The 25,164-nt window shown below is 49.9% G+C and carries 19 protein-coding genes; 6 read left to right on the top strand and 13 right to left on the bottom strand.

The features are described from left to right. Positions 1-7 precede the first annotated feature (7 nt). Complete coding sequence (locus ACLPHM_RS00855) at positions 8-1,975, bottom strand: DNA topoisomerase IV subunit B (RefSeq protein ID WP_430219396.1); 1,968 nt, start codon at positions 1,973-1,975, stop codon at positions 8-10. A gap of 229 nt (positions 1,976-2,204) precedes the next feature. Here ACLPHM_RS00855 and trxA point away from each other — a divergent pair, with 229 nt between their 5' ends. The 3 genes from trxA (at position 2,205) to gdhA (ending at position 5,420) form a co-directional block, all read left to right on the top strand. Continuing rightward, positions 2,205-2,531, top strand: coding sequence for a thioredoxin TrxA (gene trxA / locus ACLPHM_RS00850; protein WP_135864938.1), 327 nt, complete (start codon positions 2,205-2,207; stop codon positions 2,529-2,531). Between the two features lie 79 nt (positions 2,532-2,610). Continuing rightward, a complete protein-coding gene (rho, locus tag ACLPHM_RS00845) occupies positions 2,611-3,867 on the top strand; it encodes a transcription termination factor Rho (protein ID WP_430219395.1) in 1,257 nt (418 codons plus the stop codon). Positions 3,868-4,079: 212 nt separating this feature from the next. Beyond that, positions 4,080-5,420 (top strand): NADP-specific glutamate dehydrogenase, encoded by a 1,341-nt coding sequence (gene gdhA, locus ACLPHM_RS00840; protein WP_430219394.1) that lies wholly within the window; start codon positions 4,080-4,082, stop codon positions 5,418-5,420. A 73-nt stretch (positions 5,421-5,493) separates the two neighbouring features. Here gdhA and ACLPHM_RS00835 read toward each other — a convergent pair whose 3' ends face one another. After that, entirely contained in the window at positions 5,494-9,036 is a 3,543-nt protein-coding gene (locus tag ACLPHM_RS00835) for a YhdP family protein (RefSeq protein WP_430219393.1), read from the bottom strand. Positions 9,037-9,137: 101 nt separating this feature from the next. On the opposite strand from ACLPHM_RS00835, the gene glnE reads away from it, so the two are divergent. Further along, positions 9,138-11,885 carry a bifunctional [glutamate--ammonia ligase]-adenylyl-L-tyrosine phosphorylase/[glutamate--ammonia-ligase] adenylyltransferase gene (glnE, locus tag ACLPHM_RS00830; protein WP_430219392.1) on the top strand — a complete coding sequence of 916 codons (2,748 nt, stop codon included), beginning with the start codon at positions 9,138-9,140 and terminating at the stop codon, positions 11,883-11,885. 39 nt (positions 11,886-11,924) lie between these two features. Continuing rightward, entirely contained in the window at positions 11,925-12,635 is a 711-nt protein-coding gene (locus tag ACLPHM_RS00825; protein WP_135866608.1) for an epoxyqueuosine reductase QueH, read from the top strand. Between the two features lie 45 nt (positions 12,636-12,680). On the opposite strand, the gene ACLPHM_RS00820 is transcribed toward ACLPHM_RS00825, so the two are convergent. The 3 genes from ACLPHM_RS00820 to clpB form a co-directional block, all read right to left on the bottom strand. Further along, complete coding sequence (locus ACLPHM_RS00820; RefSeq protein ID WP_430219391.1) at positions 12,681-13,853, bottom strand: YbfB/YjiJ family MFS transporter; 1,173 nt, start codon at positions 13,851-13,853, stop codon at positions 12,681-12,683. Next, the gene (locus ACLPHM_RS00815) at positions 13,850-14,725 is read right to left on the bottom strand and encodes a LysR family transcriptional regulator (protein WP_430219390.1); all 876 of its coding nucleotides are present in this window, start codon (positions 14,723-14,725) and stop codon (positions 13,850-13,852) included. The genes ACLPHM_RS00820 and ACLPHM_RS00815 overlap by 4 nt, the downstream gene beginning before the upstream one ends. A 149-nt stretch (positions 14,726-14,874) precedes the next feature. Continuing rightward, positions 14,875-17,469: an ATP-dependent chaperone ClpB gene (gene clpB, locus ACLPHM_RS00810; RefSeq protein ID WP_430219389.1), complete on the bottom strand. Its 2,595-nt coding sequence runs from the start codon at positions 17,467-17,469 to the stop codon at positions 14,875-14,877. Positions 17,470-17,802: 333 nt separating this feature from the next. Here clpB and fnr point away from each other — a divergent pair, with 333 nt between their 5' ends. Then, entirely contained in the window at positions 17,803-18,528 is a 726-nt protein-coding gene (fnr, locus tag ACLPHM_RS00805) for a fumarate/nitrate reduction transcriptional regulator Fnr (protein WP_430219388.1), read from the top strand. Between the two features lie 100 nt (positions 18,529-18,628). Here fnr and ACLPHM_RS00800 read toward each other — a convergent pair whose 3' ends face one another. From ACLPHM_RS00800 to ACLPHM_RS00765, 8 genes are all read right to left on the bottom strand, one after another. Next, entirely contained in the window at positions 18,629-18,862 is a 234-nt protein-coding gene (locus ACLPHM_RS00800) for a hypothetical protein (RefSeq protein WP_430219387.1), read from the bottom strand. A gap of 24 nt (positions 18,863-18,886) precedes the next feature. Continuing rightward, positions 18,887-20,395, bottom strand: a complete 1,509-nt coding sequence (gene ccoG, locus ACLPHM_RS00795; protein ID WP_430219386.1) for a cytochrome c oxidase accessory protein CcoG — start codon at positions 20,393-20,395, stop codon at positions 18,887-18,889. Positions 20,396-20,431: 36 nt separating this feature from the next. Further along, positions 20,432-21,340: a cytochrome-c oxidase, cbb3-type subunit III gene (gene ccoP / locus ACLPHM_RS00790; RefSeq protein WP_430219385.1), complete on the bottom strand. Its 909-nt coding sequence runs from the start codon at positions 21,338-21,340 to the stop codon at positions 20,432-20,434. After that, on the bottom strand, positions 21,333-21,500 hold the full coding sequence (locus ACLPHM_RS00785; protein ID WP_430219384.1) for a cbb3-type cytochrome oxidase subunit 3: 168 nt from the start codon (positions 21,498-21,500) through the stop codon (positions 21,333-21,335). The genes ccoP and ACLPHM_RS00785 overlap by 8 nt, the downstream gene beginning before the upstream one ends. Positions 21,501-21,502: 2 nt before the next feature. Next, the gene (gene ccoO, locus ACLPHM_RS00780; protein WP_430219383.1) at positions 21,503-22,162 is read right to left on the bottom strand and encodes a cytochrome-c oxidase, cbb3-type subunit II; all 660 of its coding nucleotides are present in this window, start codon (positions 22,160-22,162) and stop codon (positions 21,503-21,505) included. 10 nt (positions 22,163-22,172) lie between these two features. Next, the gene (ccoN, locus tag ACLPHM_RS00775) at positions 22,173-23,657 is read right to left on the bottom strand and encodes a cytochrome-c oxidase, cbb3-type subunit I (protein WP_430219382.1); all 1,485 of its coding nucleotides are present in this window, start codon (positions 23,655-23,657) and stop codon (positions 22,173-22,175) included. A gap of 156 nt (positions 23,658-23,813) precedes the next feature. Then, complete coding sequence (ccoS, locus tag ACLPHM_RS00770) at positions 23,814-23,990, bottom strand: cbb3-type cytochrome oxidase assembly protein CcoS (RefSeq protein ID WP_430219381.1); 177 nt, start codon at positions 23,988-23,990, stop codon at positions 23,814-23,816. An 18-nt stretch (positions 23,991-24,008) separates the two neighbouring features. Then, entirely contained in the window at positions 24,009-24,968 is a 960-nt protein-coding gene (locus ACLPHM_RS00765) for a P-type ATPase (RefSeq protein ID WP_430219380.1), read from the bottom strand. Positions 24,969-25,164 lie beyond the last annotated feature (196 nt).

The following is a 25,164-nucleotide window of genomic DNA, read 5'->3' as shown; positions in this document are numbered from 1 at the left end:
GGCGTGATTACACATCCAACTCAGCCAAATTCCCTTTGGTCTCCAACCAGCCTCGACGCTGTGAAGACTCGCCCTTGCCCATCAGCATGGTGAACAGTGACTCTGTGCCCTGTTTGCCCAAATCGCCATAACTAACCGGCATTAAACGACGCGTATCGGGATTCATGGTGGTATCCCATAATTGCTCGGCACTCATCTCGCCCAAGCCTTTAAAGCGGCTAATCGCCCAACTGCTTTCTTTGATACCTTCTGCTCGCAGCTTTTCCTGCGCGACATCCAGTTCCTTTTGATCCAAACAATAAATCTTGCGTGCAGCACGTTTACCTATAGCTGGCACATCCAGCCTAAAGAGCGGTGGTCGCGCCACATAAATGTGACCGGCTTCGATCAGTTTAGGGAAATGACGGAAGAACAAGGTCAACAGCAATACCTGAATGTGTGAGCCATCCACGTCAGCATCCGACAAAATACATACTTTGCCATAACGCAAGCCCGATAAATCCACCGTATCGTCTGGCCCATGAGGGTCTACGCCAATCGCCACCGACACATCATGAATTTCTTGGTTGGCAAACAAGCGGTCTTTATCGACTTCCCACGAGTTCAGCACTTTACCGCGTAATGGCAAAATCGCTTGGAAGGATTTATCACGCCCCATTTTGGCCGAACCACCAGCGGAGTCCCCCTCTACCAAGAACAACTCAGTGCGGGAGTTATCGGTAGATTCGCAATCGGTAAGTTTGCCGGGCAAGACTGCCACACCAGAACTTTTACGCTTTTCTACCTTTTGCAAAGAACGTACTCGCGCTTGTGCATGGCGAATGGCAAACTCAGCCAGTTTTTTCGCCATCTCTACATCGGCGTGTAGCTTAAGTTCTAAGGCATTGCGCACAAAGCCGCTAACTAATCGCACGGCATCGCGACTATTGAGTTTCTCTTTAATTTGGCCTTGGAATTGCGGGTCTAAAATTTTGGCCGACAACACAAAACTCACCCGTGCAAATACGTCCTCAGGCAGTAAGCGCACACCTTTGGGAATCAAACTATGCAACTCAGCAAAGTTCTTCACCGCTTGAAACAACCCATCGCGTAACCCCGCCTCATGAGTACCGCCAGCAGGAGTTGGAATCAAGTTCACGAAGGATTCACGCACCACATTGCCTTCCGCTGTCCATGCCACTACCCAGTGCGCACCCTCGCCTTCAGAATAGTTGTCGTCATCGGCTTCGGCATACTGCTGGGCCTCAAATAACGGCACGAGGAACTCAGTGGTGTCTAAGGTTTCCTGCAAATAACTGCGCAACCCATTTTGGTATTGCCAGCTATGTGTCTCGCCCGTTTTTTCGTTTACGAGTTCAACCAGCACACCACCCAGCAACACTGCTTTGCTGCGCAGTACGTGCATCAGTTCACTTAAAGGAATAGCTGCACTATCAAAGTATTTGGCATCAGGCCATACACGCACCACAGTACCACTGTGTTTTTTGGGTACTTTAGCAATTTCCGCCAGCGGGATAATCACCTCGCCCTCGGAAAATACGATGCGATGCTGTAGCCCATCGCGCTTCACGTCTACTTCCAAACGTGTAGACAGCGCGTTGGTCACCGACACACCCACCCCGTGCAAACCACCGGAGAATGCGTAAGCACCACCATCTTTTTTATTAAACTTACCCCCAGCATGCAGACGGGTAAACACCAGTTCAACCACTGGCGCATGCTCTTCGGGGTGCATTCCTACTGGAATACCACGCCCATTATCTTCGACGGAAACGCTACCATCCGCGTGCAACCGAACCCGTATTAAAGATGCCAACCCAGCCAACGCCTCGTCTGCGGCATTATCAATGACCTCTTGAATAATGTGCAGGGGACAGTCCGTACGTGTGTACATCCCGGGTCGTTGTCGCACAGGTTCTAGGCCTTTTAGGACCTGAATGGAACGTTCATCGTAATTAGAAGTGGCCAAAGTCATCTCTAGCAGGATTAAAAATAAAAAGTATTTTACGGAGTTGCGCCAAAAAGCCAAAACAGGACTCGCACAACACGCTAAACTACCACTACAATGTAAATGCGCTGCACCTGGCTCTGCTGTCAAAATGCGACAGCCTATCTGCCCTCATTCCAAAGCTAGACTACCATACTGCCATGAGGCCTTATCAGGCTGCAGATTCTCTATTTTTCTTACTAAAACTGTAATTCTCATGAGTGATTCCATCAAACACGTTACTGATGCCTCTTTTGACTCGGATGTGTTGAACGCCGATCTTCCTGTACTGGTAGACTACTGGGCTGCATGGTGTGGGCCTTGTAAAGCGATCGCCCCCTTGCTGGAAGAAGCTGCTGAAGAGTTCAAAGGCCGTGTTATCATTGCCAAAGTCAACGTTGACGAAAACCCTGACATTGCTGCCTCTTATGGCATTCGTGGCATCCCCACTTTGATGTTGTTCAAAAATGGCGAAGCCACACAAACTAAAGTGGGCGCACTGAACCGCTCACAACTGAATACGTTTCTCAACGACTCCCTATAACTTGTGTCCAACTCTGATCATGCGCGGGCCAGCGATTCTTCGGCCCGCCATCATTGATTGAACCCCTTCTTTTCCTCTCATGCACCTCAACGAACTCAAAGCGCTGCATGTTTCGCAGTTGCTGGAAATGGCTGCCAGCCTGGAAATCGACAACGCTAACCGCCTGCGCAAACAAGAACTGATGTTTGCCATCATGAAAAAACACGCCAAAAAAGGCGAACAGATTTTCGGCGATGGCGTATTAGAAGTTCTGCCTGATGGTTTTGGTTTTCTGCGTTCACCAGAAACCTCCTACCTTGCCAGCACTGACGACATTTATATTTCTCCTTCTCAGATCCGCCGTTTCAATCTGCATACGGGCGACTCTATTGAAGGTGAAGTACGTACGCCCAAAGACGGCGAGCGCTACTTTGCACTGGTAAAAGTCGACAAAGTTAACGGCATGCAGCCAGAGGCCATCAAACATCGCATCATGTTTGAAAACCTCACTCCTCTGCACCCAAACCAGCCTATGCGTTTGGAGCGTGAGATCAAAAGTGAAGAAAACATCACTGGCCGTATCTTGGATATCTTTGCCCCTATTGGTAAAGGCCAACGTGCCCTGATCGTTGCTAGCCCAAAATCCGGTAAAACCGTGATGATGCAGCACATGGCTCACGCCATCACCACCAACTACCCTGAAGCCACGCTGATCGTGCTTCTGGTAGATGAGCGTCCTGAGGAAGTGACTGAAATGCAACGCACCGTTCGCGGTGAAGTTGTAGCGTCTACTTTCGACGAACCTGCAACTCGCCACGTTCAAGTGGCTGAGATGGTGATCGAAAAAGCCAAACGCTTGGTAGAACTGAAAAAAGACGTAGTTATTTTGCTGGATTCCATCACTAGATTGGCGCGTGCGTACAACACTGTGGTTCCTGCCTCCGGCAAGGTGCTGACCGGTGGTGTGGACGCCAACGCCTTGCAACGTCCTAAGCGCTTCTTCGGTGCGGCACGTAACCTAGAAGAAGGCGGCTCTCTGACCATTATCGGTACGGCGCTGATCGAAACCGGCAGTCGTATGGATGAGGTGATCTACGAGGAATTCAAGGGTACCGGTAACTCTGAGATCCATCTGGAGCGCCGTTTGGCCGAGCGCCGTATGTATCCTGCTATCAATCTGAACAAGTCTGGCACACGCCGCGAAGAGCTGCTGATCAAGCCTGATTTGCTACAGAAAGTATGGGTACTGCGCAAGTTCATCCACGATATGGATGAGGTGGAATCGATGGAATTCATCCTCGACAAGATTCGCGCCACAAAAACAAATGCAGAATTTTTCGATATGATGAAAAAATAAGCATAGAATAAATAAGCCTCCATTGTGAGGCTTATTTTCTTTCCAGCCTGGGCTGGAAACTGCGGGCATTCAGACCCTGCTTCCCTGACTTTTCTGGGATAAAACCGTTCTACGGTTTAACTCTGCACTGGCATAGGCGGGCCTGATGGCAGGCCTCACCTTAGGTGTTTCTTGCTTCCCTCATGCCAGCCCTTATTATTTGCAGAGTAGTTATGAAATTTTCTAGTCTAGAGCAGTTCCTCGATTCTGTGCGCGCCCGTGACCCACACCAGCCTGAATTCATGCAGGCAGTCGCTGAGGTCATGGGCAGTTTGTGGCCATTCATTCAGCAGAATCCGCAGTATGCAAAACAAGGATTGCTGGAACGTCTGGTTGAACCTGAACGTGCGATACAGTTCCGTGTATCTTGGGTTAACGACCAAGGCCAAACCGAAACCAACAGAGCGTTTCGCATCCAACACAGCAGTGCTCTTGGCCCCTTCAAAGGCGGCATGCGTTTTCACCCTTCTGTAAACCTCTCCATCCTTAAGTTCCTGGCTTTCGAGCAAACCTTTAAAAATGCCCTCACTACCCTGCCTATGGGTGGCGCTAAAGGCGGGTCTGACTTCGATCCTAAACACCGCTCTGAGAACGAAATCATGCGCTTCTGCCAAGCGCTGGTCACCGAGCTCTACCGTCACATTGGCCCAGACACTGACGTTCCTGCAGGCGATATTGGCGTGGGTGGCCGTGAAGTGGGCTATATGTCAGGGATGATGAAAAAACTCTCCAACAACACTGCTTGCGTCTTTACTGGTCGCGGCATTAGTTTTGGTGGCAGCTTGATTCGCCCAGAAGCCACTGGTTATGGCTTGGTGTATTTCGTTCAAGAAATGTTGAAACGCCAAAGCTTGGCTCTGGATGGCCTAACCGTGTCGGTATCTGGTTCAGGTAATGTGGCTCAATACGCCATTGAAAAATGTATGCACTTAGGTGCTAAGGTCGTAACAGTCTCTGACTCAAAAGGTTATGCCTATGACCCAGACGGTTTCACACCCGAGAAACTGCAACGCTTGATGGCTATACGCTGCCAAAGCCAAGGCTGCGTGGAAGATTACGCCAAAGAAGTAGGTATTAAATACATTGCTGGTAAACGCCCTTGGGAAGTTCCTGTTGATGTCGCCCTGCCATGTGCAACACAAAACGAACTGGATGCACACGATGCTCGTGTCTTGCTGTCCAACGGTGTGCGTTGTGTGGCCGAAGGTGCCAACATGCCATCCACATTGGACGCTGTAGAACTGTTCTTAGAAGCTAAGATTCTCTACGCACCAGGTAAAGCCAGTAACGCGGGCGGCGTAGCCGTATCCGGACTGGAAATGAGCCAAAGCTCACAACGTTTATTCTGGACACAAGAAGCTGTGGACCAGAAACTGCACCAGATCATGCACGCTATTCATGAGAACTGCGTACAGCATGGTAAGCAGTCCCAATTTATTAACTATGTAGACGGCGCTAACATTGCCGGCTTTGTAAAGGTGGCGGATGCGATACTCCAACAAGGTGTATATTAATCCTTATACGTTCTATCAATAAAAAGGGGCCTAGGCCCCTTTTTTCATGCTCTTCCTCGTTGTCACCACCGCGTTAATCTAGCGACATTTCTTCCAGTTTTGGATCATCCCAACTGCCATGCACAGCATACCGTTGTGTCATTGCCCTAGAGAGCGGTTCTTGCATCAACCATTGCGCCAAAAACGCCCCTATCCCTACCACTGGGTTCACGGCAATGGCAGCCGCTACAGCAGCGCCACTCACGTCTACCCGTGGGATCACTACTACATTCAATGCCAGGTTTTCGCTTTTCACACCTACATCGCCTTCAATCACAATGGTGCCTACAGGCCCAATGATGCGGTAGTTATTGGTGTGCAACAGCATCTCGCGCAAGCTGATGTCGCCTCGCATTTCGTCGTACGGGAAACCTTCACGCAGCACACCACCGATGTTCAGCTCTAAGCGTGCCAGCCGCGTTAAGGACTGTAATGACAACAACTCTAACAAGCGTGCCGAACGTGACTGTATTTGATTCAGCCTACCCTTGCCTAAAATGATATTGATATCACCCTCAAGGTCATCTAAAGCCACGCGCCAAGGTAAATTACGCCAATTGAACTGCATGGCTACCGAACCTTTGGTTCCTTGCACCACATCCTGCACACCAAAGAAGTTCAGATAATCTTGTAAGCTATCTATCGCTGCCTGTGCTTCTATATATAGCCCTCTGGACTCACCATTCAACAACCAGTGCCCGGTGCCTGTGAGGCTCATGCCCGGGGCCACCAATGAAAGCTTTTCTAACTGCCACACATCAGAATCGGGTTCTGATCGCCCCTCAGCCAGCACGCTACCTATGCGCTTACCTGCGATTTCCAATTGTTCTATATGCAAGTTCATATCTGGCAAATGCAACGTGTCATCTCCCCAGCGCTCAGACTCCGTATCCTCACCTACCTCGTTCTCGGCCATTTCGCCCAGAATAATGCGTTGGAAGTGGGCTTGCAGCACACCGTCTATCTCACCGTCGCTATCCACTTGCCACTGCAAGTTTCCTGCCGCTTCGCTGGAGCTTATGTCCACACGCCAATGTCGTTGCTGCGGCTGTTGAGCGGTCAGGGTCAGTTGCTCAAAACCCATCCCTACGGCCTGCGCCTCATCAGCCTGAACGCGAAAACGTTTTAAGGCAGGGAAGTATCCCTCCCCTTGTGACTCATCAGCCTGTGCCGTCTGTATCAGTGCCTGCCAGCCATCTAAATCCACTTTGGGGTAATGCACATCAACGATCAGCCCATTTTGAGCTGGACGCACCACCTTGTTGGCGGTAATGGTGCCGGCCTTGAAGTACGGCGAAGGTTGGGTAGTGTCGTGCAAGAAGCTGGCATAGAAAGAACGCCCTAGCGCTACACTCAACTGAGATGTAGTAGGGTCTACGCCTTGCCAACGTAACTGTAGTGGCCAACGCTGCTCGGCTGTTTTCTGCATAGGCAATGGCAGATCAATGACCAGGCCATTCAGCGCTGAGTCAAACGTTAACACCACATCAGACTGCTGCACACTAAGCATAAACTGAAACGGCGTGCGTCCTTGCACACGCTCATGCCACATGGCGGGTATCCATGGGCGAGCTTGCTGCATATCTACACTACCCTTAAAGAGTAGCCCTGGGTACTTCGTCGGCTGGTTTCCTTCATAAGCCACACCCTTTTCTATGCTCAAGGGTTGCCCCAACCATGTGCCATGCAAGTTCTCTGCCCAAACGGCATCTTCCGTGAAATTCAATTGGCCTTGCAACCTACGCATAGGTGGGATGTAGTCATACACGCGCAGCACTGTATTTTGCATGGCTACATGCCCCGCTACGGTGACAGGCTTTCCTGCTTGCAAAGGCACTGTCAATTTCAGCGGGACTTCCCACTGCCCTTCAGCGTGTAAAGCATCCAACTCATGGTTCAGCATTTCGCCCAAAGGCGAGTTTTTAAACAATGGGGCGTACGAGGCTGCACTGCCATGACTTTGCGCATCTACATACACCGTGGAGTCATGCTCCATATTAGGGATGGTGATATCTAGCGTCGTTGCCTGCACAGGAGAGGCGGGATCAATTAATACCGAGGCTTGCGTAAACGTGCCATATAAACCGGCTCGTTCAATGCGCAACTGGCCCTGCACATCACGCAGTACTGGCCACGTACGCTCACGTGCGGGGGCTTGCCAGTAATCCACTTGAGCATCTCGCACGGAAGCGATGACATCAAAATAACCTTTGTCTTGCTCTGACTGAAAAGGGAAGGCGTCCACATCGCCTTGTAACGTAAACGTCCCCTGCTCCAACCATCCTTTTTGCAAGCCAGCTTTTAGCCAAACGATGACGTCTTCACCCACATCATCCGGAAAGTATTTGTACAAAGTGTTGAGTTGTACATGCGCTAGCTTGCCCTGTAGATCCAACCACCCTAGCTCATGGTTTGCATCTGGACGCCAATCACCTTGAGCGTGCAAATACAGCTCTGAGTTTTCTACTAAGAAGGACGTGAGCTGCCATGTTCTACCTCGCCCGTCTAGCTCAAAAGCCATCCTATCCAGTCGCAAGTCTTCTTGCCATAACTGACCGGCTCCGATCTTGACCCCTTCCATCAGGGCCATACTTTGCACGGGTGCAGTACTAAGCCAATCACGCTGCCCTATCCATCTGTCTAAGTCAGCCCAGGAGGAGGACATGAACACTGACATTTTTTGTGCCGCTAACTGCTGGCCATAAAACGCACCGTGTAAATCAGAGGCCTCAGCTTTAAATCGTATATCGGTAAAGCGCCCTTTCTCTACGTTAACGAGCAACTCTAACGACTCAGGTGACACAGACCAATCAGCGCTTTTATCCAAACCTAAGGCTAATAATGCCTCAAACCCAGTATGCGCACGCACATACAACTGACCATCCATCGCCGCTAAGCTATCACCCGCCTCTACTGGACTGCGTAGATCAGCCAATACGGCCAACCCTGCTGGGTGATCTACCGTACCCTCTTGCAAGGCCACATAATGTCTGCCATCACGGTTTTGAACGTCTATTTGTACTGGACTAATGATTTCTGGAGGAAGCTGCCTATAGCTGTCTTCCCAAATGATAGTGGTATTGGCAAACTGCACTTGTCTTTGCAAGGCTAGCCAACGTAATACGGCTTCTTCCTCGCCTGATGGCGGTGCTTGATTGGTGTTTGTACCCTCATCCACCAACACGCCACCCACGCGTATATCCGCATTGGCATCTCGCTGTATAGTGAGTTGCAAGCCTTCTGCATACACCATGTGAAAAATAGGCTTGGCATATAGCCACGATGACCAACTGAACTCAAACTTCAGCAGTGGAATATGCAAGGCTGGTTGTTGGCCTTCGCCTTGCTGCACACGCACATTATCTATTTGTATACGAGCGCGCGAGCCTTTCCACTCGCCGGAGACCTGCTCAAATGTCAGCTCTACCCCTAAGGCTTCAGACAACACTTTTTCCAATGGTGCCTGCCATTGCTGCAAATTGGGTATCACCCAAAAACGTATTGCGCTGACAAACAGTACTGCGCTCAGGTATAAAGCAAAAAGCGCATACAGCAACGTGCGCCGTAGTCGTGACATAAGCCTCCAATCGTCACACTAATCTGGAAGACTGCACAAGTGCTAACATGGGCATGCTTTACACCGTTGATTAATGCTCTGACCTTTTTATCGATTATCAGATGAACGAAGCCATTATATTGAACTCTGCCCTCGCTTGGTCAGGCACATTACAACGAAAATTAACGGCATTCCCCGATTTTGCTCAACACTTGCAGCAAAATAGCCAAACACCACTATCTATAGAGCGCTTAAATCAGCTGGCTCGCCACTTTTTGGCAGATGCCCCCTATAGTGAAATCAACGATATTAAACGCCCCTTACGGCTATTGCGCACCGAGGTCTTCTATACGTTGATGCTGCGTGACATTGCCGGTTTAGCGAGTTTCGAGGAAGTGACTCAGGCAATGAGCCATCTGGCTGATTTGTCGGTACAACATGCGTATGAAACGGCTTATCGCAAACTAGCAGAACGGCATGGCGCCCCACTGGACCCTAAAACTGGTCAGCCCTTAGAGATGTTGGTTCTGGCAATGGGTAAATGGGGTGGAAAAGAATTAAACGTTTCTTCCGATATAGATTTGATCTGCATCTACGGCCCTGATGGCGACACCTCGGGGCCGCGCCCGTTAAGCCACCACGAGTTTTTCGGGAAGCTAACCCAGCAAATCAGCGCCATCTTGTCTGAAGTCACCCCCGATGGTCAGGTGTTTCGCTGCGATTTACGCTTACGTCCAGATGGGGACTCTGGCCCGTTGGCGTGGAGCATGGCTGCTGTGGCCAACTACCTTATTAGCCAGGGTCGGGAATGGGAGCGTTATGCGTGGATCAAAGCCCGACCTTTACCGCTGCAAGCGTGGTCCGGTAGTAACCCCCATCAATTGCGTTACCAATTCGAACAATTACGCACACCGTTTGTCTACCGCAATTACTTTGACTTTGATGCGTTAGCCTCTCTACGCGAACTGCGTGAACGTATACGCCAAGACTGGAATAGACGCGTTTTAAACCGCAACGGTATTGATAGCCTACACAACATCAAACTGGGCGACGGCGGCATTAGAGAAATTGAATTCGTAGTACAGCTGAATCAGCTGATACGAGGAGGACGACTGCCCTCATTACAGTGCGCCAACTTGCTGGATGCGATGCGCGCCCAACAACGGGCCCGAGTGCTAACAGCTACCTCTGTGCAAGAGCTAAAACAAGCTTATCTATTTTTGCGCCGCACCGAGCATATGCTGCAGTACCGTGAAGACACACAAACCCATTTGCTACCAGTCAAACCCGAAGAGCGTCATGCACTGGCCCTCACTATGGGACTCAGCGTAGAAGAGTTTGAAACGCAATTACAGCAACATCGTACGGTAGTCAGCCGGTATTTTAGTGATGCTTTTAGGCTAGCTGGGCTTAACGACAATAGCCCTACTAGTACTCCCGCTATCCCCGAGCCTGAACCTGAAGTTGCCGCACCTGACGATTTTCAGGCTCATGCCCACGAGAAAATCACCCATTTTCTTGATAGCCATAAACTGCGACGCTTGCCCCGCCCTAGTCGCGCCCGACTAGAGCAACTACTGCCGCAACTGTGCCAGGCTGCTGCGCACACGATCAACCCCGAAGAAACGCTAAGCCGATTGCTCAATGTGATGGAAAGCATTGCCCAGCGCAGTGCGTATGTGGCCTTATTAAGCGAGTACCCAGAAACCATCAGCCGTTTAACCATGCTGGTGTCTGCCAGCCCATGGGTTGCGCAGTATTTAGTGCAATACCCCTTGGTTTTGGATAGGCTGATTAACTGGCAAAGCCTCATGCAGGACACCGATTTTTCGGCCCTGCAAAAACAACTGCACCATGAGTTAGATGCCTGCAAACTGCCTGATGGCCAACCTGACATCGAGCAACAAATGAACCTGATGCGCGACACACTGCATCAACACACATTTGAACTACTGGCCCAAGACTTATCGGGCTGCTACAGCGTAGAGCAACTGGCTGACAAGCTCTCTGCATTGGCCGACCTCATGCTAGAAGAAACGCTGTACCGTACATGGCCGTTAGCACAACCTAAAGGCGCTGACTTATCGTCATTGCCTGCACCTGAGTTTGCCATCATTGCCTACGGCAAGCTGGGCGGTAAGGAGTTAGGTTATGCCTCAGATTTAGACTTGGTGTTCTTATACGATGACCCAGATCAAAATGCCTCTGAACACTACGTGAAACTGGGCAGACGCATGATCTCGTGGCTGTCCACCCTCACTTCGTCAGGACGCCTATACGAAGTGGATATGCGCCTACGCCCAGACGGAAATGCTGGCCTCATTGCCGTCAGCATAGATAGTTTTGAACAATACCAGCAGCAACAAGCCTGGAGCTGGGAGCACCAAGCCTTAACCCGCGCCCGCTTTGTCGCCGGTAGCACGCGTATCGGTGAGCGTTTTGAACAAGTACGCCAAGACATATTGGTACGCCCTCGCGATTTACAGCAGTTAAAAGCCGATATACGACAAATGCGTGCGCGTATTTTTGAAGGCCACCCCAACCGTAGTGAGCTGTTCGATTTGAAGCACGATAGTGGCGGTATGGTGGACATAGAATTCATCACACAATTTATTGTGCTGGCGCATGCCCATCAGTACCCAGTGCTCTTAGGGAATCTAGGTAACATCACGTTGCTAGGATTAGCAGCAGAATTAGGGCTGATAGATAGCTCGCTGGCAACCCAGGTCAGCAGCATCTACAGAAACTACCGAAAACTGCAGCACACCTTGCGTCTACAAGCCCAACCGTGGGCGCGCGTGCCGCCTCAAAACCACGAACAAGACCGCCAAACTGTGCGTGCACTTTGGGAAGTTGTGATTGAGGGCTAAAATAGTAGGTTCAGCTACATTTATTTAGTCATAAGCGTCATGTCCACATCTGTTGATCGTCCTGTACTCACCCTACCAGACAACCGCAAAAAGGTTTTGCTGCACTCCTGCTGCGCCCCCTGTTCGGGCGAGGTGATGGAGGCCATGACCGCATCAGGCATAGACTACGCCATCTTCTTTTACAATCCGAATATCCATCCCGTGCGCGAGTATGAAATTCGCAAACAGGAAAACATCCGCTACGCCGAAAAACACGGTATCGAATTTATTGATGCCGACTACGACGTAGACAATTGGTTTGAACGGGTAAAAGGTATGGAGCATGAACCCGAACGTGGCATACGCTGTACAGAATGCTTTGATATGCGCTTTGAGCGCACTGCCTTGTATGCGCATGAACACGGCTACAACACCTTTAGTAGCTCACTAGGCATTTCACGCTGGAAAGACATGAACCAGATCAATGGCTGTGGCGAGCGCGCAGCAGCCCGTTACCCAGACATGCTGTACTGGACGTACAACTGGCGCAAAGGTGGCGGCGCTAAACGTATGATCGAAATCAGCAAAACCGAAGAGTTCTACATGCAAGAATACTGTGGCTGCGTGTACTCCCTGCGTGATGCCAATCGCTGGCGTCGTGAAACTAACCGCGAACGCATACAAATTGGTGTGAAATTCTACTCGTGGGATGCTACGCGGGAAAATCTGAATGAAACACCGGCCAAACGTTTAGACAAACCTATACGCTAAGCCCACACTAAAAAGGCCTGTGATCACAGGCCTTTTTTATTCCCCCTACGGTGTAGTGGGCGGATACAGCTTTACGCTACAAATCAGTGCTATCACTAACGCCAAAGACGCTGCTAATAGCGCGCTAGAAAAACTGTGGCTATAGGTATGCAAAAGCTCTGCCACCATAGGGCCTATGATCTGCCCTACGCTGTACATCAATGTCATGATGGCTAAAACGTTTTTCCCGGTATGACGAGCCAAACGTTGCGCGGCAGGCATCGCAATTGTCACGGTGCCAGTGAAGGTCCCTCCCACTAACAGGGCGCTAAGCATATAACTACTGGCTGACTGAACAAGCACAGGCAAAGCTACACCAAACGCTTGTAACGCTAGATTCCATTGCAATGCCCCGCGTGTACCCAATCGCTCATGCTGCCTATGCCATACAAAGCACGCTGGTACCGCACCCAAACCAAACACTGCCCACACATGAGCTGAATGCACATTAGGTAACGCCATGTGCACCAACATGGGCAAGTAGGTGGCCGTTACGATATAGCCAAAACCAGCCAGCCCATAAATCACCACCATAGGCAGCACTGCCACCAATTTAGGTTGTATAGCCGCCTGTGCTGTAGAGACCTCGGTGGACGACTCGGTATAGCGCATCAACAACCCAGGTGCAGCAATAAGCCCCATCACGGCTGCTACCGCCCCTAATAGCAACCACATACCTGAGCTATGCAAGCCTAGGCTGGCACCTAACACCAACAACTCGGCAGATAAAGCTATTCCTACGCCTACCCCTGCATACAACACTGGAGCTCCAGTGAAATGCCCCCGCTGCTCAAATAACCATAGAGATGCCGCTACAAAGCCTAATGCACTCACGGCACCGGCTACACCACGCACCAGTAATATGCCCCATACAGGCACAGGTAACGCTAACACAGCTAAACACAAGGCCGTTCCCAATACAGACCACAAACACAGTTTGTACGCGTAGCTTGCACGCATCCGTACCGCTAACAGAGCCCCTAGCAAATAGCCTGCATAGTTCATCGATGCTGCCCAGCTACCCTGCTGCACGCTAATCACGCCGTCTTCCACCATGTAAGGGAATACAGCCGTGAAAGCAAAGCGCCCAAAGCCCATACCTACCGACAAGATTAACGCTGCCTCTACAGCTGAGCGCCAATGTCCTACTGGCGTACGGCGATGTGCGGCGGCTGTCATTTCACCGCCTCAGACAATAGCGCCAAGAACGATCTAAACGCTGGCACATCATAGCCTTTACGCCATACCAACAAGGTGTCTACCGACGCCACTTTTACTGTGGGCATACTCTCTGGTACCCCCGCCAGTTTCAATACACTAGCAGGAACTAAGGTCACACAGTTGCCTGCCGCCACACAGGCAATCATGGCGTGATACGACGCAATCTCTAGCACACGCCACTCAGGCGTATCCGCCATCCCCAAGGCCTGTTCTGCAATGCCTCTATACGTGCACCCTAACGGAAATGCAGCCAAGGTACGTGTTTGAATTTCAGACACCTGCGTCACCGCAGACTCGCTACTGGGTAATAAAAACAGCAGTTCTTCTGTCCACACTGGCATGGCTTGTAAACCTAACTCATCCAGCAACACATCAGCATCTGTTGAACTCGCTAAGGCAGCAAAGGCACAATCTAGCAAGCCAGTGCGCAATTGCTCTATGAGGGCTCGCGTAGGACCTGTACTCAGTTGTAATTGAGTGCTCGTATGTTTGGCATGGTAATTAGCCAATAAAGCGGGCAATCGGCTTGCCGCCGTACTTTCCATACTGCCCATACGTAAGGTGCCGCCATCAAGGCCACCTGTTACCACATGCCTCGCTTCTGCTTCCAAGGCTAGCAGCCTATTGGCGTAATCCAAAAACTTCTGGCCCGCCGCTGAAAGCACCAGCCGTTTACCCGTGCGTACAAACAGCTCTGATCCTAAGTCAGCCTCTAATTGCTGTATACGAGTGGTGACGTTAGAAGGTGCCCGCCCTAAATGCGCAGCAGCATGTGTAATGCTCAGCTCGCTCGCTACCGTGGTGAAAATACGTAGAGTTTCGGAATCCATTAAATTCTTCTTTTGAGAACAATAATTGAAAATTATTCTTTTAATAAGAAATTAAAATATACACCCCTACGCAGAAACACCATAGCCCTAGATGCAAAAAAGCCCCACTCACAGAGATGGGGCTTTTTGCTTCGCAAGCACTAACAGGCTTATGCTTTGCTTGCTTTCTGGTCGAACACAAAACTGCCGTCACGCCAGTCCACAGGTACTACATCATCCTCACCAAAATGACCTTCCAGAATCAGCTTGGCCACTGGGTTTTCGATGTTTTGCTGAATCGCACGTTTCAACGGTCTAGCACCAAACAACGGATCGAAGCCAACTTTTGCCACCTCAGCCAAGGCCGCATCGCTAACCTCTAACTGCATACCACGGTCAGCCAAACGTTGTGCCAAACGTTGCAACTGGATTTTGGCAATAGATTGAATCTGTGCCTCGCCCAGTGCGTGGAACACCACCACTTCGTCAATACGGTTCAAGAACTCTGGACGGAAGGAGAGTTTGACCTCTTCCCACACGGCCGACTTCACTTTCTCGTACGGCTCACCAACCATTTCCTGAATGTGATGCGCACCCAAGTTAGACGTCATGATCACCACGGTATTACGGAAATCAACCGTTCTACCCTGTCCATCAGTCAGACGACCATCATCCAATACCTGCAGCAAGATGTTAAACACATCGGGGTGTGCTTTTTCTACCTCATCCAGCAAAATCACACTATACGGTTTACGACGCACAGCTTCAGTCAAGTAACCGCCCTGCTCGTAACCCACATAGCCCGGAGGCGCACCAATCAGTCTGGCTACCGAGTGTTTCTCCATGAACTCTGACATATCAATACGAATCAAATGATCTTCAGAGTCAAACAAGAATGCCGCCAAGGCTTTGGTCAGCTCGGTTTTACCCACGCCGGTAGGCCCTAAGAACAGGAACGAACCATAAGGTTTAGATGGGTCAGCCAAACCAGCACGTGAACGTCGGATCGCATCCGCCACCAACGACACAGCTTCGTTCTGACCTACCACACGCTCCTCAAGGTGCTGCTCCATGTTCAGCAGTTTTTCACGCTCACCTTGCATCATGCGAGACACAGGAATACCGGTTGCACGTGATACCACCTCGGCAATTTCCTCAGTACCTACCTGAGTACGTAACAGCTTAGGTTTGTCTTCCAGCTTGTCTTTAGACTGTTCGGCAGTAGCCAAACGGCCTTCTAACTCGGGCAACTTGCCGTACTGCAGCTCAGCCAATTTATCAAACTGACCTTTACGTTGCAGTTCAGCCATTTCCGCTTTGAGCTGCTCAATTTCTTCCTTGATAGACTGCGTACCTTGTACAGCCGCTTTCTCGGCTTTCCAGACTTCCTCAAAATCGTTGTACTCGCGTTGCAAACGCTCCAGCTCTTCTTCAATGGTGGCCAAACGACGCTGTGACGCATCGTCAGTTTCTTTACGCACGGCTTCACGCTCAATTTTGAGCTGAATCATGCGGCGATCTAGCCTATCCATGACTTCAGGTTTTGAGTCAATCTCCATACGAATACGCGCAGCCGCTTCATCGATCAAGTCAATCGCTTTATCCGGCAAGAATCGGTCGGTAATGTAGCGGTTAGACAGCTCAGCAGCAGCCACAATCGCTGGGTCAGTAATGACCACACCGTGGTGCAACTCATAACGTTCACGCAAACCACGCAGAATCGCAATGGTGGACTCTACATCAGGCTCATCCACCAGCACTTTCTGGAAGCGACGCTCTAACGCGGCATCTTTCTCTATGTACTGACGGTACTCATCCAAGGTCGTGGCACCTATACAGTGCAGCTCACCACGGGCCAGCGCTGGTTTCAGCATATTGCCGGCATCCATCGCACCTTCGGCTTTACCTGCACCAACCATGGTATGGATTTCATCAATAAAGAGAATGGTTTTACCCGCGTCTTGAGACAATTCTTTCAAGACAGCTTTCAGACGCTCTTCAAACTCACCACGGTATTTAGCACCCGCTAACAAGGCGGCCAAATCCAGTACCAACACACGTTTGTTTTTCAGGTTCTCAGGCACTTCGTTATTCACGATACGCTGAGCCAACCCTTCCACAATTGCTGTTTTACCTACACCTGGCTCACCAATCAGCACAGGGTTGTTTTTGGTTCTACGTTGCAAGATCTGTATAGAACGACGGATCTCATCGTCCCTACCAATCACCGGGTCTAACTTACCCAGACGAGCACGCTCAGTCAGGTCTGTGGTGTATTTGGACAACGCTTCTCTATTGGCATCGCCTTCTGCGTCACTCACCGATTCACCACCGCGCACAGCATCAATCGCGGCAACCAACGCTTGCTCGTTTAGACCAGCTTCTTTTAATAAGCGGCCAGCCTGCCCTTTATCTCGGCTTAATACCAACAAAAATAATTCGCTGGCAATATAGGTATCACCACGTGAGGTGGCTTCTTTTTCCGTTAATGCCAACGCACTTTGTAGTTCGCGGCTAATATTTAAATTCACATCCCCAGATGAAATCTGAGGTAATGCATCAATTGCTTTTTTAACTTCGGCTTGTAAACGCGGCACGGCCACACCTGCACGCGCCAATAGACTGCCTGCTCCGGAATCCACGTCAGCCAACAATGCAGCCAATACGTGTACAGGTTCCAGATAAGAATTGCCCTGTTGCAATGCCAAGCTTTGCGCATCAGCCAAAGCCTGTTGAAATTTTGTCGTTAATTTATCAATTCGCATGTTGCCTTACTCTAGGTAATGTGCAGAATCTTGCGATGAGTATTCACAGACTGCACCAGTTTAATTTCGCTTGACTTATAGATGATGACATCTGGCCAAACTTCAAGAGCCTGTTAAAATCATTTATGTGTTTATTTGCATTTTCTTACATTTATTGCAACCCACTAAAATAAAAGAAAAAGCAAAATCCTTGATGTTTCAAAAAGAGCTTTTAAATACGCTAGAATACTAACTATGGCACTTCACTCCGAAGTGCGAATTTTATGCTGCGTTTGAAAATAAGCTCTCATTACGGTCTTTGTACCTAACTGTTTTCAACCGCAGACGCTTTCTATGCAAAAACGAATCTCTGTCAGTCACGATGCTATACGTTGCTCATCCTGCATGCTGAATGAAATCTGCTTGCCGCTGGGGATGTCCAACCACGACCTGCAGAAACTGGATGAACTGGTCAAAGAACGCATACGTTTGACCAAAGGCTCTGTCCTGTTCCACCTTGATGATGAAGTAGACGCCATCTATGCCTTGCGCACAGGCAGCATCAAGACACAACTGGAAGACGCATCCGGCCAAGTGCAGATTACTGGCTTCTTGCTGCCGGGCGAAATTATTGGCATGGATGGGTTATTAAATAACCGCCATGTCTCTCACTCTATCGCACTGGAAGACAGTGAGGTCTGTGTGATGCCGTTGAACGAGCTAGATAAGCTGTCATTGCAGCTTCCCATCTTGCAACAACAACTGCGTCGCCTAATGAGTAAGGAAATCAACCGTGCTCATACCCTGATCATGAACTTGGGCGCATTACGCTCTGAACAGCGTCTTGCCGCTTTCTTGATCAACCTGTCGCAACGCTTGTCTACCTTGGGCTACTCCCCTTACCAGTTCATTTTGCGCATGAGCCGTGAAGAAATTGGTAACTTCTTGGGCCTAACACTAGAAACGGTTAGCCGTCTGTTCTCACGCTTTGCCCGTGAAGGCTTACTGCGTATACAACAACGCGAAGTCATGATCCTAGACCTGCCTGCGCTGCAAGCAATGGCTGGGGTAGACTGCTAAGCCACAGACCTATTGGCAAGCCTTCAACGTCGCAACGCTTAAGGCATCATAAAAAAATCCCACGTAACAACGTGGGATTTTTTATTGCTGCGTAGTGGCTTTACTCTGCTTCTACTACGGCAGGAGCCTCAGGTGCTTGATCTCTGGTCACCACCAAACCACGCTTCTGCCCGCCATCACTAATCTCTTCGCTTACCCCTGTAGGTTGCAATACCAAAGCGATAGTGATCGCGCAGCCAACCATAGCCACAAATGGGCCCGCCATGAGAATCCACGGCCAAGGCTCTTTAAACCACGGTTGCGTATCCAATTCCTGATCTATTGCATTTGCCATGATAGGTCCTTTATCGTGTGCGCCTTAGCGAGGCACATAAAATCGTGTTTTCTCACTGATGAATTCTTCACCAGACTCAGCGTTTGCGGGTTTTCGAGCAGTAATCACAATATCGTGCATACCTTCTTTCAAACCAGCTTCTACCGGAACCCGTACGTGTACAGGAATCAACTCGTTCGTTGCTGATGGTACGACTATTTCTGCACTACCGCTGTTCACTGTACTAATCGTGATACCTGGGAAACCTTCAGCCTCTAACTCAATACGCATAGGCTGCTCGGACTTGTTCATCATTTGCAGTCTATAGATATTCTCTATGTAGCCGCCAGGAATCTCACGCCCCATTACCCCACGATCACGGATGACATCCATATGCAGATCATTACGGGCTACCAGCGAATAGGCCGCTGCCACAGTAATAAGGCTCAAGATTGCAATATACACCAAGATACGAGGCCTAAACATGTGTCGGCGTACCTGAGACTGGCTCAAACGCTCGGTAATAGCGCGACCAGAGGTATAGCGAATCAGCCCTTTGGGGTAATCCAGTTTCTCCATCACATCATCACAGGCATCGATACAGGCCCCACACCCAATACACATGTATTGCAGCCCTTCTCGAATATCGATGCCGGTCGGACAGACCTGTACACAGAGCGTACAGTCTACACAGTCCCCTAAGCCCGCTTCTTTGTGGTCTACCTTTTTAGAACGTTTACCACGAGGCTCACCACGCACGTGGTCATAACTCACCACAAACGTGTCGTCATCCACCATCACGCTTTGGAAACGTGCGTACGGGCACATGTACTTACAGATTGCCTCACGCAGAAAGCCTGCATTCCCCCAGGTAGCAAAACCGTAGAAGAACAACCAGAACCACTGCCATGGACCCAATGTGAAATCTAGAATCTGCGCGCCTAACTCGCGAATAGGTGCGAAGTAACCGATAAATGTAAAACCAGTCCACAGCGCAATCACTATCCACAAGAAATGCTTTGTGGCTTTGAGACGCAGTTTTTTAGCACTCCAAGGAGCCTCATCCAGACGGATGCGAGCCATACGGTCGCCTTCCACCTTGCGTTCAACCCACATGAAGATTTCGGTATATACCGTTTGCGGACAGGCGTAACCACAGAACAAACGCCCTGCCATTGCGGTAAAGAGAAACAGCGAGAATGCCGACAAAATCAGCAGCACAGTCAGGTAAATAATATCCTGTGGCCACATCACAATGCCGAACAAATAGAACTTCCTCGTACCCAGATCAAACAAGACGGCTTGGCGTTCATTCCACTGCAACCAAGGCAGACCGTAATAAATAATCTGGGTGAGGAATACAAGGGCGATTCGCCAATTGGCGAACACCCCTTTTACCGATCGAGCATAGATCTTCTGATTAATGTCGACGACCTTCACAGCATGAGCGGACGCTTTAGCTGTCACCGGCTTGGAGGAACTAGGTGGCCGCCATTCCGGTACCTGCTCTGTATTTCCTTCGTCTGGATGACGATGGGGAGCGTCACTACTCATGCTACACCTCAACTTACAATAATCACATCACAATGCTTACTTGGCTGTGCTGTTGCTTAAGCCCCAAACCCAACCGGCCAACAAGCGAATCTGCTCTTCAGTCAGACGGTTTTTCTGGGCTGGCATCTGGTTATCACGACCGTTCAAAATACCTTCAACAATCACGGCCTCTGAACTGCCATACAGCCAGTTACCGCTAGTCAGGTCAGGAGCCCCCAACAATTGATTGCCTTTAGCATCCGCGCCGTGACATGCAAAACATGTTTGTTCAAACAGTTTTTTGCCAGACGGTACACGAGATTGGTCATGAGCCAAGCTGTTCAAGGAACGCACATACTGAGCGATGTCAGACGCTTCACCTGGAGTCAACACACCTTTGTGTGCTGTCATGATGCCGCGACGACCTTCAGTAATGGTGTGCAGGATATCCTCAGGCTTACCACCCCACATCCAGGTACTGTCTGTCAGGTTAGGGAAGCTTGGGCTACCTTGAGCATCAGAGCCGTGACACTGCGCACAGTTGTTCAAGAACAAACGTTGGCCAATGGCACGAGCTTCTGCATCGTCAGCGATTTCATTCAAAGGCATTTCACGGAAACGTGCGTACGTTGGTGCTAAACGCTCGTTAATTTGCTCTTGTTGTGCCTGCACTTCTTTAGCGGATGAGTAACTCAACATCCCCTGATAGCTACCCAGACCTGGGTACATAATCAGGTAGCCCAGTGCAAAGATACACAACAATATGTACATAACGGTCCACCAGCGTGGCACGTTAGTGTTGAGCTCCGTGATGTTGCCGTCCCACACGTGGGACGACTCTTGCTCTTCCATGGAAGGAGACAGCCAAGCACGCTGCGTCCATAACAACCACAGACAGAAGGCAATGCCCAACAGAGCAATAGCGGAGATATAAATCCCCCAGCCTAGATTAAAAAAATCACTCATTCGAACCTCCCTTCTCGTCAGCTTCATCCGGCAATGCGAAAGGAAGCATAGACCCATCATGGTTGGCTTTTTTACGGCCATCCGACCACGCCCAGATCACAATACCAATGAACGTCACGATGCCAAGCAATGTCATGAGACCATTCAAGAATGCAACCATGATTAGCGTCTCCCCTCGGCTACAGCTTGTTCAGCTGCTGCGCGGCCCTCTACACCCAGGCCTTGCAGGTAAGCAATCAGCGCATCTTCTTCGGTTTTACCAACCAATTGCTGAGGTGCTTTTTCAATCTGCTCGTCGGTGTAAGGTACGCCGATAATACGCAGAGCATTCATACGTGCACGCACATCGTCATGTTCTACGCTGTTATGTTGCAGCCAAGGGTAGGCTGGCATGTTGGAAGCAGGTTCTGTATCACGAGGATTACGCAAGTGAATACGGTGCCAGTTATCGGTGTAAATACCACCTACACGGGCCAAGTCAGGACCAGTACGCTTGGAACCCCACAAGAAGGGGTGATCGTACACAGTCTCACCGGCCAGTGAGTATGGACCGTAACGCTGCACTTCCGATTGCAGCATACGCACTTGCTGGGAGTGACAGCCTACGCAACCTTCACGAATGTAGATATCTCTACCTACCAAACGCAAAGGCTCGTAAGGCTTCACGCCTTCTGTGGGTTCAGTCATGGAGTGCTGGAAAAACAGCGGCACAATCTGCACCAAACCCGCAAAGGAAATCACCAAAATACTGAGCACAATCAGCAAACCAACGTTGCGCTCAATCGTGGCGTGTGTAAAACCTTTTTTCTCAGATGAGGACATTGATTGCTCCTTATTCCGTAACAACAGCCGGACCAACGTTAGTCGGACTGATCGCATCTGGGTTAGTCAGCGGAACAACTGGGTTCACACGAGGTTTACCCCATGCTGTCAAGAAGACGTTCACGCCCATCATGACAATACCGCAAACAAACATAAAGCCACCCAATGCACGAATTGCATAGAACGGATAAGTTGCTTTCACCCCTTCAACAAAGCTGTATGTCAGCAAACCATCAGGAGCAGTAGCACGCCACATCAGACCTTGCATCACACCGGAAATCCACATCGCGGCGATATACAGCACCACACCCAGAGTCGCGACCCAGAAGTGAACTTCTACCAGTTTTGGCAGAGCCATCTGTTTTTGACCGTAGAGGCGAGGAATCATGTAGTACAGCGAACCGAAGGTCACCATTGCTACCCAACCCAACGCACCAGAGTGCACGTGACCGATGGTCCAGTCAGTGTAGTGGGACAGGGAGTTCACAGTACGGATCGCCATCATGGAGCCTTCGAAGGTAGACATACCGTAGAAGGACAATGACGTTACCAAGAACTTCAAGATAGGATCTGTACGCAGTTTGTGCCAAGCGCCGGACAAGGTCATGATACCGTTGATCATGCCACCCCAAGATGGAGCCAACAGGATCAGCGAGAAGGTCATACCCAAGGACTGTGTCCAATCAGGCAACGAGGTGTACAGCAAGTGGTGAGGGCCCGCCCACATGTAGGTAAAGGCCAATGCCCAGAAGTGAACAATGGACAAACGGTAGGAGTACACCGGACGGTTAGCTTGCTTAGGTACGAAGTAGTACATCATCCCCAAGAAACTTGTGGTCAGGAAGAAACCTACGGCGTTATGGCCGTACCACCACTGCACCATCGCGTCTTGCACACCGGCGTAAACCGAGTAGGACTTCCACATGGAAACCGGAATTTCCAAGTTATTGAAGATGTGCAGTACAGCAATAGTGGTAATGAAAGCACCGTAAAACCAGTTCGCCACGTAGATGTGACGCACACGACGTTTAACGATAGTGCCAAAGAACACCACCGCATAAGACACCCAGACGATAGTGATCAGGATATCCAGTGGCCATTCCATTTCGGCGTATTCTTTGCTGCTGGTGAAACCCATAGGCAAAGTAATCAGCGCCCCCAACATAATTAGCTGCCAACCCCAGAAGGTGAAGGAAGCCAATTTCGTACAGTACAGACGCACCTGACAGGTACGTTGAACCACATAGTATGACGTCGCGAACAATGCGTTACCGCCAAAGGCGAAAATCACCAAGTTGGTATGTACTGGACGCAGACGGCCATAGCTGAACCATGGCGTTTCGAAGTTAAGTTCAGGCCAAATTAGTTGCAAGGCAACCAATAAGCCGACACTCATGCCGATAATTCCCCATACCACTGTCATGACAGAAAACTGCCGCACGACTCCGTAGTTGAAGACTTCGGCCTGTTTCCCGACTGTCTCGGAAGTGCCCATTTGCTTCCCCTATAACACTAACATTACAAAATTAATCTCCTGAGCCATGATCGCTCATGCTCGGCCGTTGCTCCCTGATCTTAATCAGGGAACTTATTATTAGTGTGGTTATTGTGTGGATATATACCAACTGGCACATCTCCTCACAAAGGCACACTATTTCTTTGTGCGCTCCGAATCCCCGTGCGTACTGTCATCATCATTTAGTATTGATTCGCCAGCAGATTGGGAGTTTTCAAATTGTCCGGCAAAAATGGCCCACCAGAATGCCACCCCCATCAGGATCACAAACAGCAACGAGATCGGTATCAGGAGAAACAGTGACTCAAGCATGGTGTACCACCTTTTTTGTTATGCAGTGACCTCACTACCAGACAGGTGATTACCCGAGATACGCTGACGGTAAATACGCCAGGAATTCAGGGCCACCAGTAGTGAGGACAACAACATAGAAACTGCAGCAACCCAAGGAGAGACCAACCCTATAGCAGCTAGGGGGGTCATCAACAGGTGCCAGACAATAGAACCGTATAAATTTTGTTTTGAAATGTGTTCTGTGCGTTGGATAAGCGCAGAGATATCTGCGTCAGATTGTGCAGGTTGCACCATCAATCCCGCCTGGGCGGCGGCAACGGCAGTAGGAACAGACATGGACATGGCACAGGGACAGCTCATGACGAATAACGCCACCATAACTGCCACAGCATGGTCTGGCTGATAAAAGAACCACACCACACCCAAGACCAGGGCCAAGATCACTTGAATAAGAACAAACCAAAAGGCTAATGTGTTAGCACGCACCGAGATACCAGCACGGAATTGCTCCACACGATCAAAAGACTGACCACGACTAATAGATTGTCGAGCACAGAATTCCAAATAGCGGGCCGTCAGCAAAAACGCCACAAACATGCTAACAGAATCAAAATAGACTTCGCCCTGCCCTTGCCAAGTGCTGACAACGCTGGGTATGAATGCCACGATAATCCCTAACGCAACGGGAACATCCATCCCAACTTTGAATTTTTTAAGACTACTCCATGCTCCAGACCAAATAGGCTGAGCACAGTAAAGCATAACGGGAACGGTAAGGAGCAAACCTGCCCAGTTCATGATCAGGATCGCTTTATCCATCAATGCCAGACTGTCTGGCTCCATAGTCTCTGAGCGCAAATACCCTGGAAAAGCAAACATCATCACCTGCATCATGGCCAACCACGCCAATCCTAGTCGCGCGAGCATATGTTTGCGCTGACTGCGCTGCTCGTCGGAGAGACCCGCAGGGATAGTAAATATAGAGTATGCGCGCATAAAGAGAATAGATAAGCGTTAACTGCTTATTAACCGTTTACATGCATGCTAACCGTTATCGGCGAAAGCTTGAATACATGATATGAGTTACTAGTCGGGGGCATTTTACTACAAAGGTACTGGAAGGTCTGCCAACGTCTCGCTTCTGTTTGATACAGAACAAGCCGTAGTGTCTTTGGACACTACGGCTTGTATT

This window comes from Paenalcaligenes sp. Me131, assembly GCF_050487225.1.
GTDB lineage: Bacteria > Pseudomonadota > Gammaproteobacteria > Burkholderiales > Burkholderiaceae_B > Paenalcaligenes.
This window is presented reverse-complemented; position numbering and strand designations above follow the sequence as displayed.

Bases quoted from the DNA above. Each gene is read 5' to 3' on its own strand.
- ACLPHM_RS00855 (WP_430219396.1), bottom strand. From the start codon at position 1,975: ATGACTTTGGCCACTTCTAATTACGATGAACGTTCCATTCAGGTCCTA.
- trxA (WP_135864938.1), top strand. From the start codon at position 2,205: ATGAGTGATTCCATCAAACACGTTACTGATGCCTCTTTTGACTCGGAT.
- rho (WP_430219395.1), top strand. From the start codon at position 2,611: ATGCACCTCAACGAACTCAAAGCGCTGCATGTTTCGCAGTTGCTGGAA.
- gdhA (WP_430219394.1), top strand. From the start codon at position 4,080: ATGAAATTTTCTAGTCTAGAGCAGTTCCTCGATTCTGTGCGCGCCCGT.
- ACLPHM_RS00835 (WP_430219393.1), bottom strand. From the start codon at position 9,036: ATGTCACGACTACGGCGCACGTTGCTGTATGCGCTTTTTGCTTTATAC.
- glnE (WP_430219392.1), top strand. From the start codon at position 9,138: ATGAACGAAGCCATTATATTGAACTCTGCCCTCGCTTGGTCAGGCACA.
- ACLPHM_RS00825 (WP_135866608.1), top strand. From the start codon at position 11,925: ATGTCCACATCTGTTGATCGTCCTGTACTCACCCTACCAGACAACCGC.
- ACLPHM_RS00820 (WP_430219391.1), bottom strand. From the start codon at position 13,853: ATGACAGCCGCCGCACATCGCCGTACGCCAGTAGGACATTGGCGCTCA.
- ACLPHM_RS00815 (WP_430219390.1), bottom strand. From the start codon at position 14,725: ATGGATTCCGAAACTCTACGTATTTTCACCACGGTAGCGAGCGAGCTG.
- clpB (WP_430219389.1), bottom strand. From the start codon at position 17,469: ATGCGAATTGATAAATTAACGACAAAATTTCAACAGGCTTTGGCTGAT.
- fnr (WP_430219388.1), top strand. From the start codon at position 17,803: ATGCAAAAACGAATCTCTGTCAGTCACGATGCTATACGTTGCTCATCC.
- ACLPHM_RS00800 (WP_430219387.1), bottom strand. From the start codon at position 18,862: ATGGCAAATGCAATAGATCAGGAATTGGATACGCAACCGTGGTTTAAA.
- ccoG (WP_430219386.1), bottom strand. From the start codon at position 20,395: ATGAGTAGTGACGCTCCCCATCGTCATCCAGACGAAGGAAATACAGAG.
- ccoP (WP_430219385.1), bottom strand. From the start codon at position 21,340: ATGAGTGATTTTTTTAATCTAGGCTGGGGGATTTATATCTCCGCTATT.
- ACLPHM_RS00785 (WP_430219384.1), bottom strand. From the start codon at position 21,500: ATGGTTGCATTCTTGAATGGTCTCATGACATTGCTTGGCATCGTGACG.
- ccoO (WP_430219383.1), bottom strand. From the start codon at position 22,162: ATGTCCTCATCTGAGAAAAAAGGTTTTACACACGCCACGATTGAGCGC.
- ccoN (WP_430219382.1), bottom strand. From the start codon at position 23,657: ATGGGCACTTCCGAGACAGTCGGGAAACAGGCCGAAGTCTTCAACTAC.
- ccoS (WP_430219381.1), bottom strand. From the start codon at position 23,990: ATGCTTGAGTCACTGTTTCTCCTGATACCGATCTCGTTGCTGTTTGTG.
- ACLPHM_RS00765 (WP_430219380.1), bottom strand. From the start codon at position 24,968: ATGCGCGCATACTCTATATTTACTATCCCTGCGGGTCTCTCCGACGAG.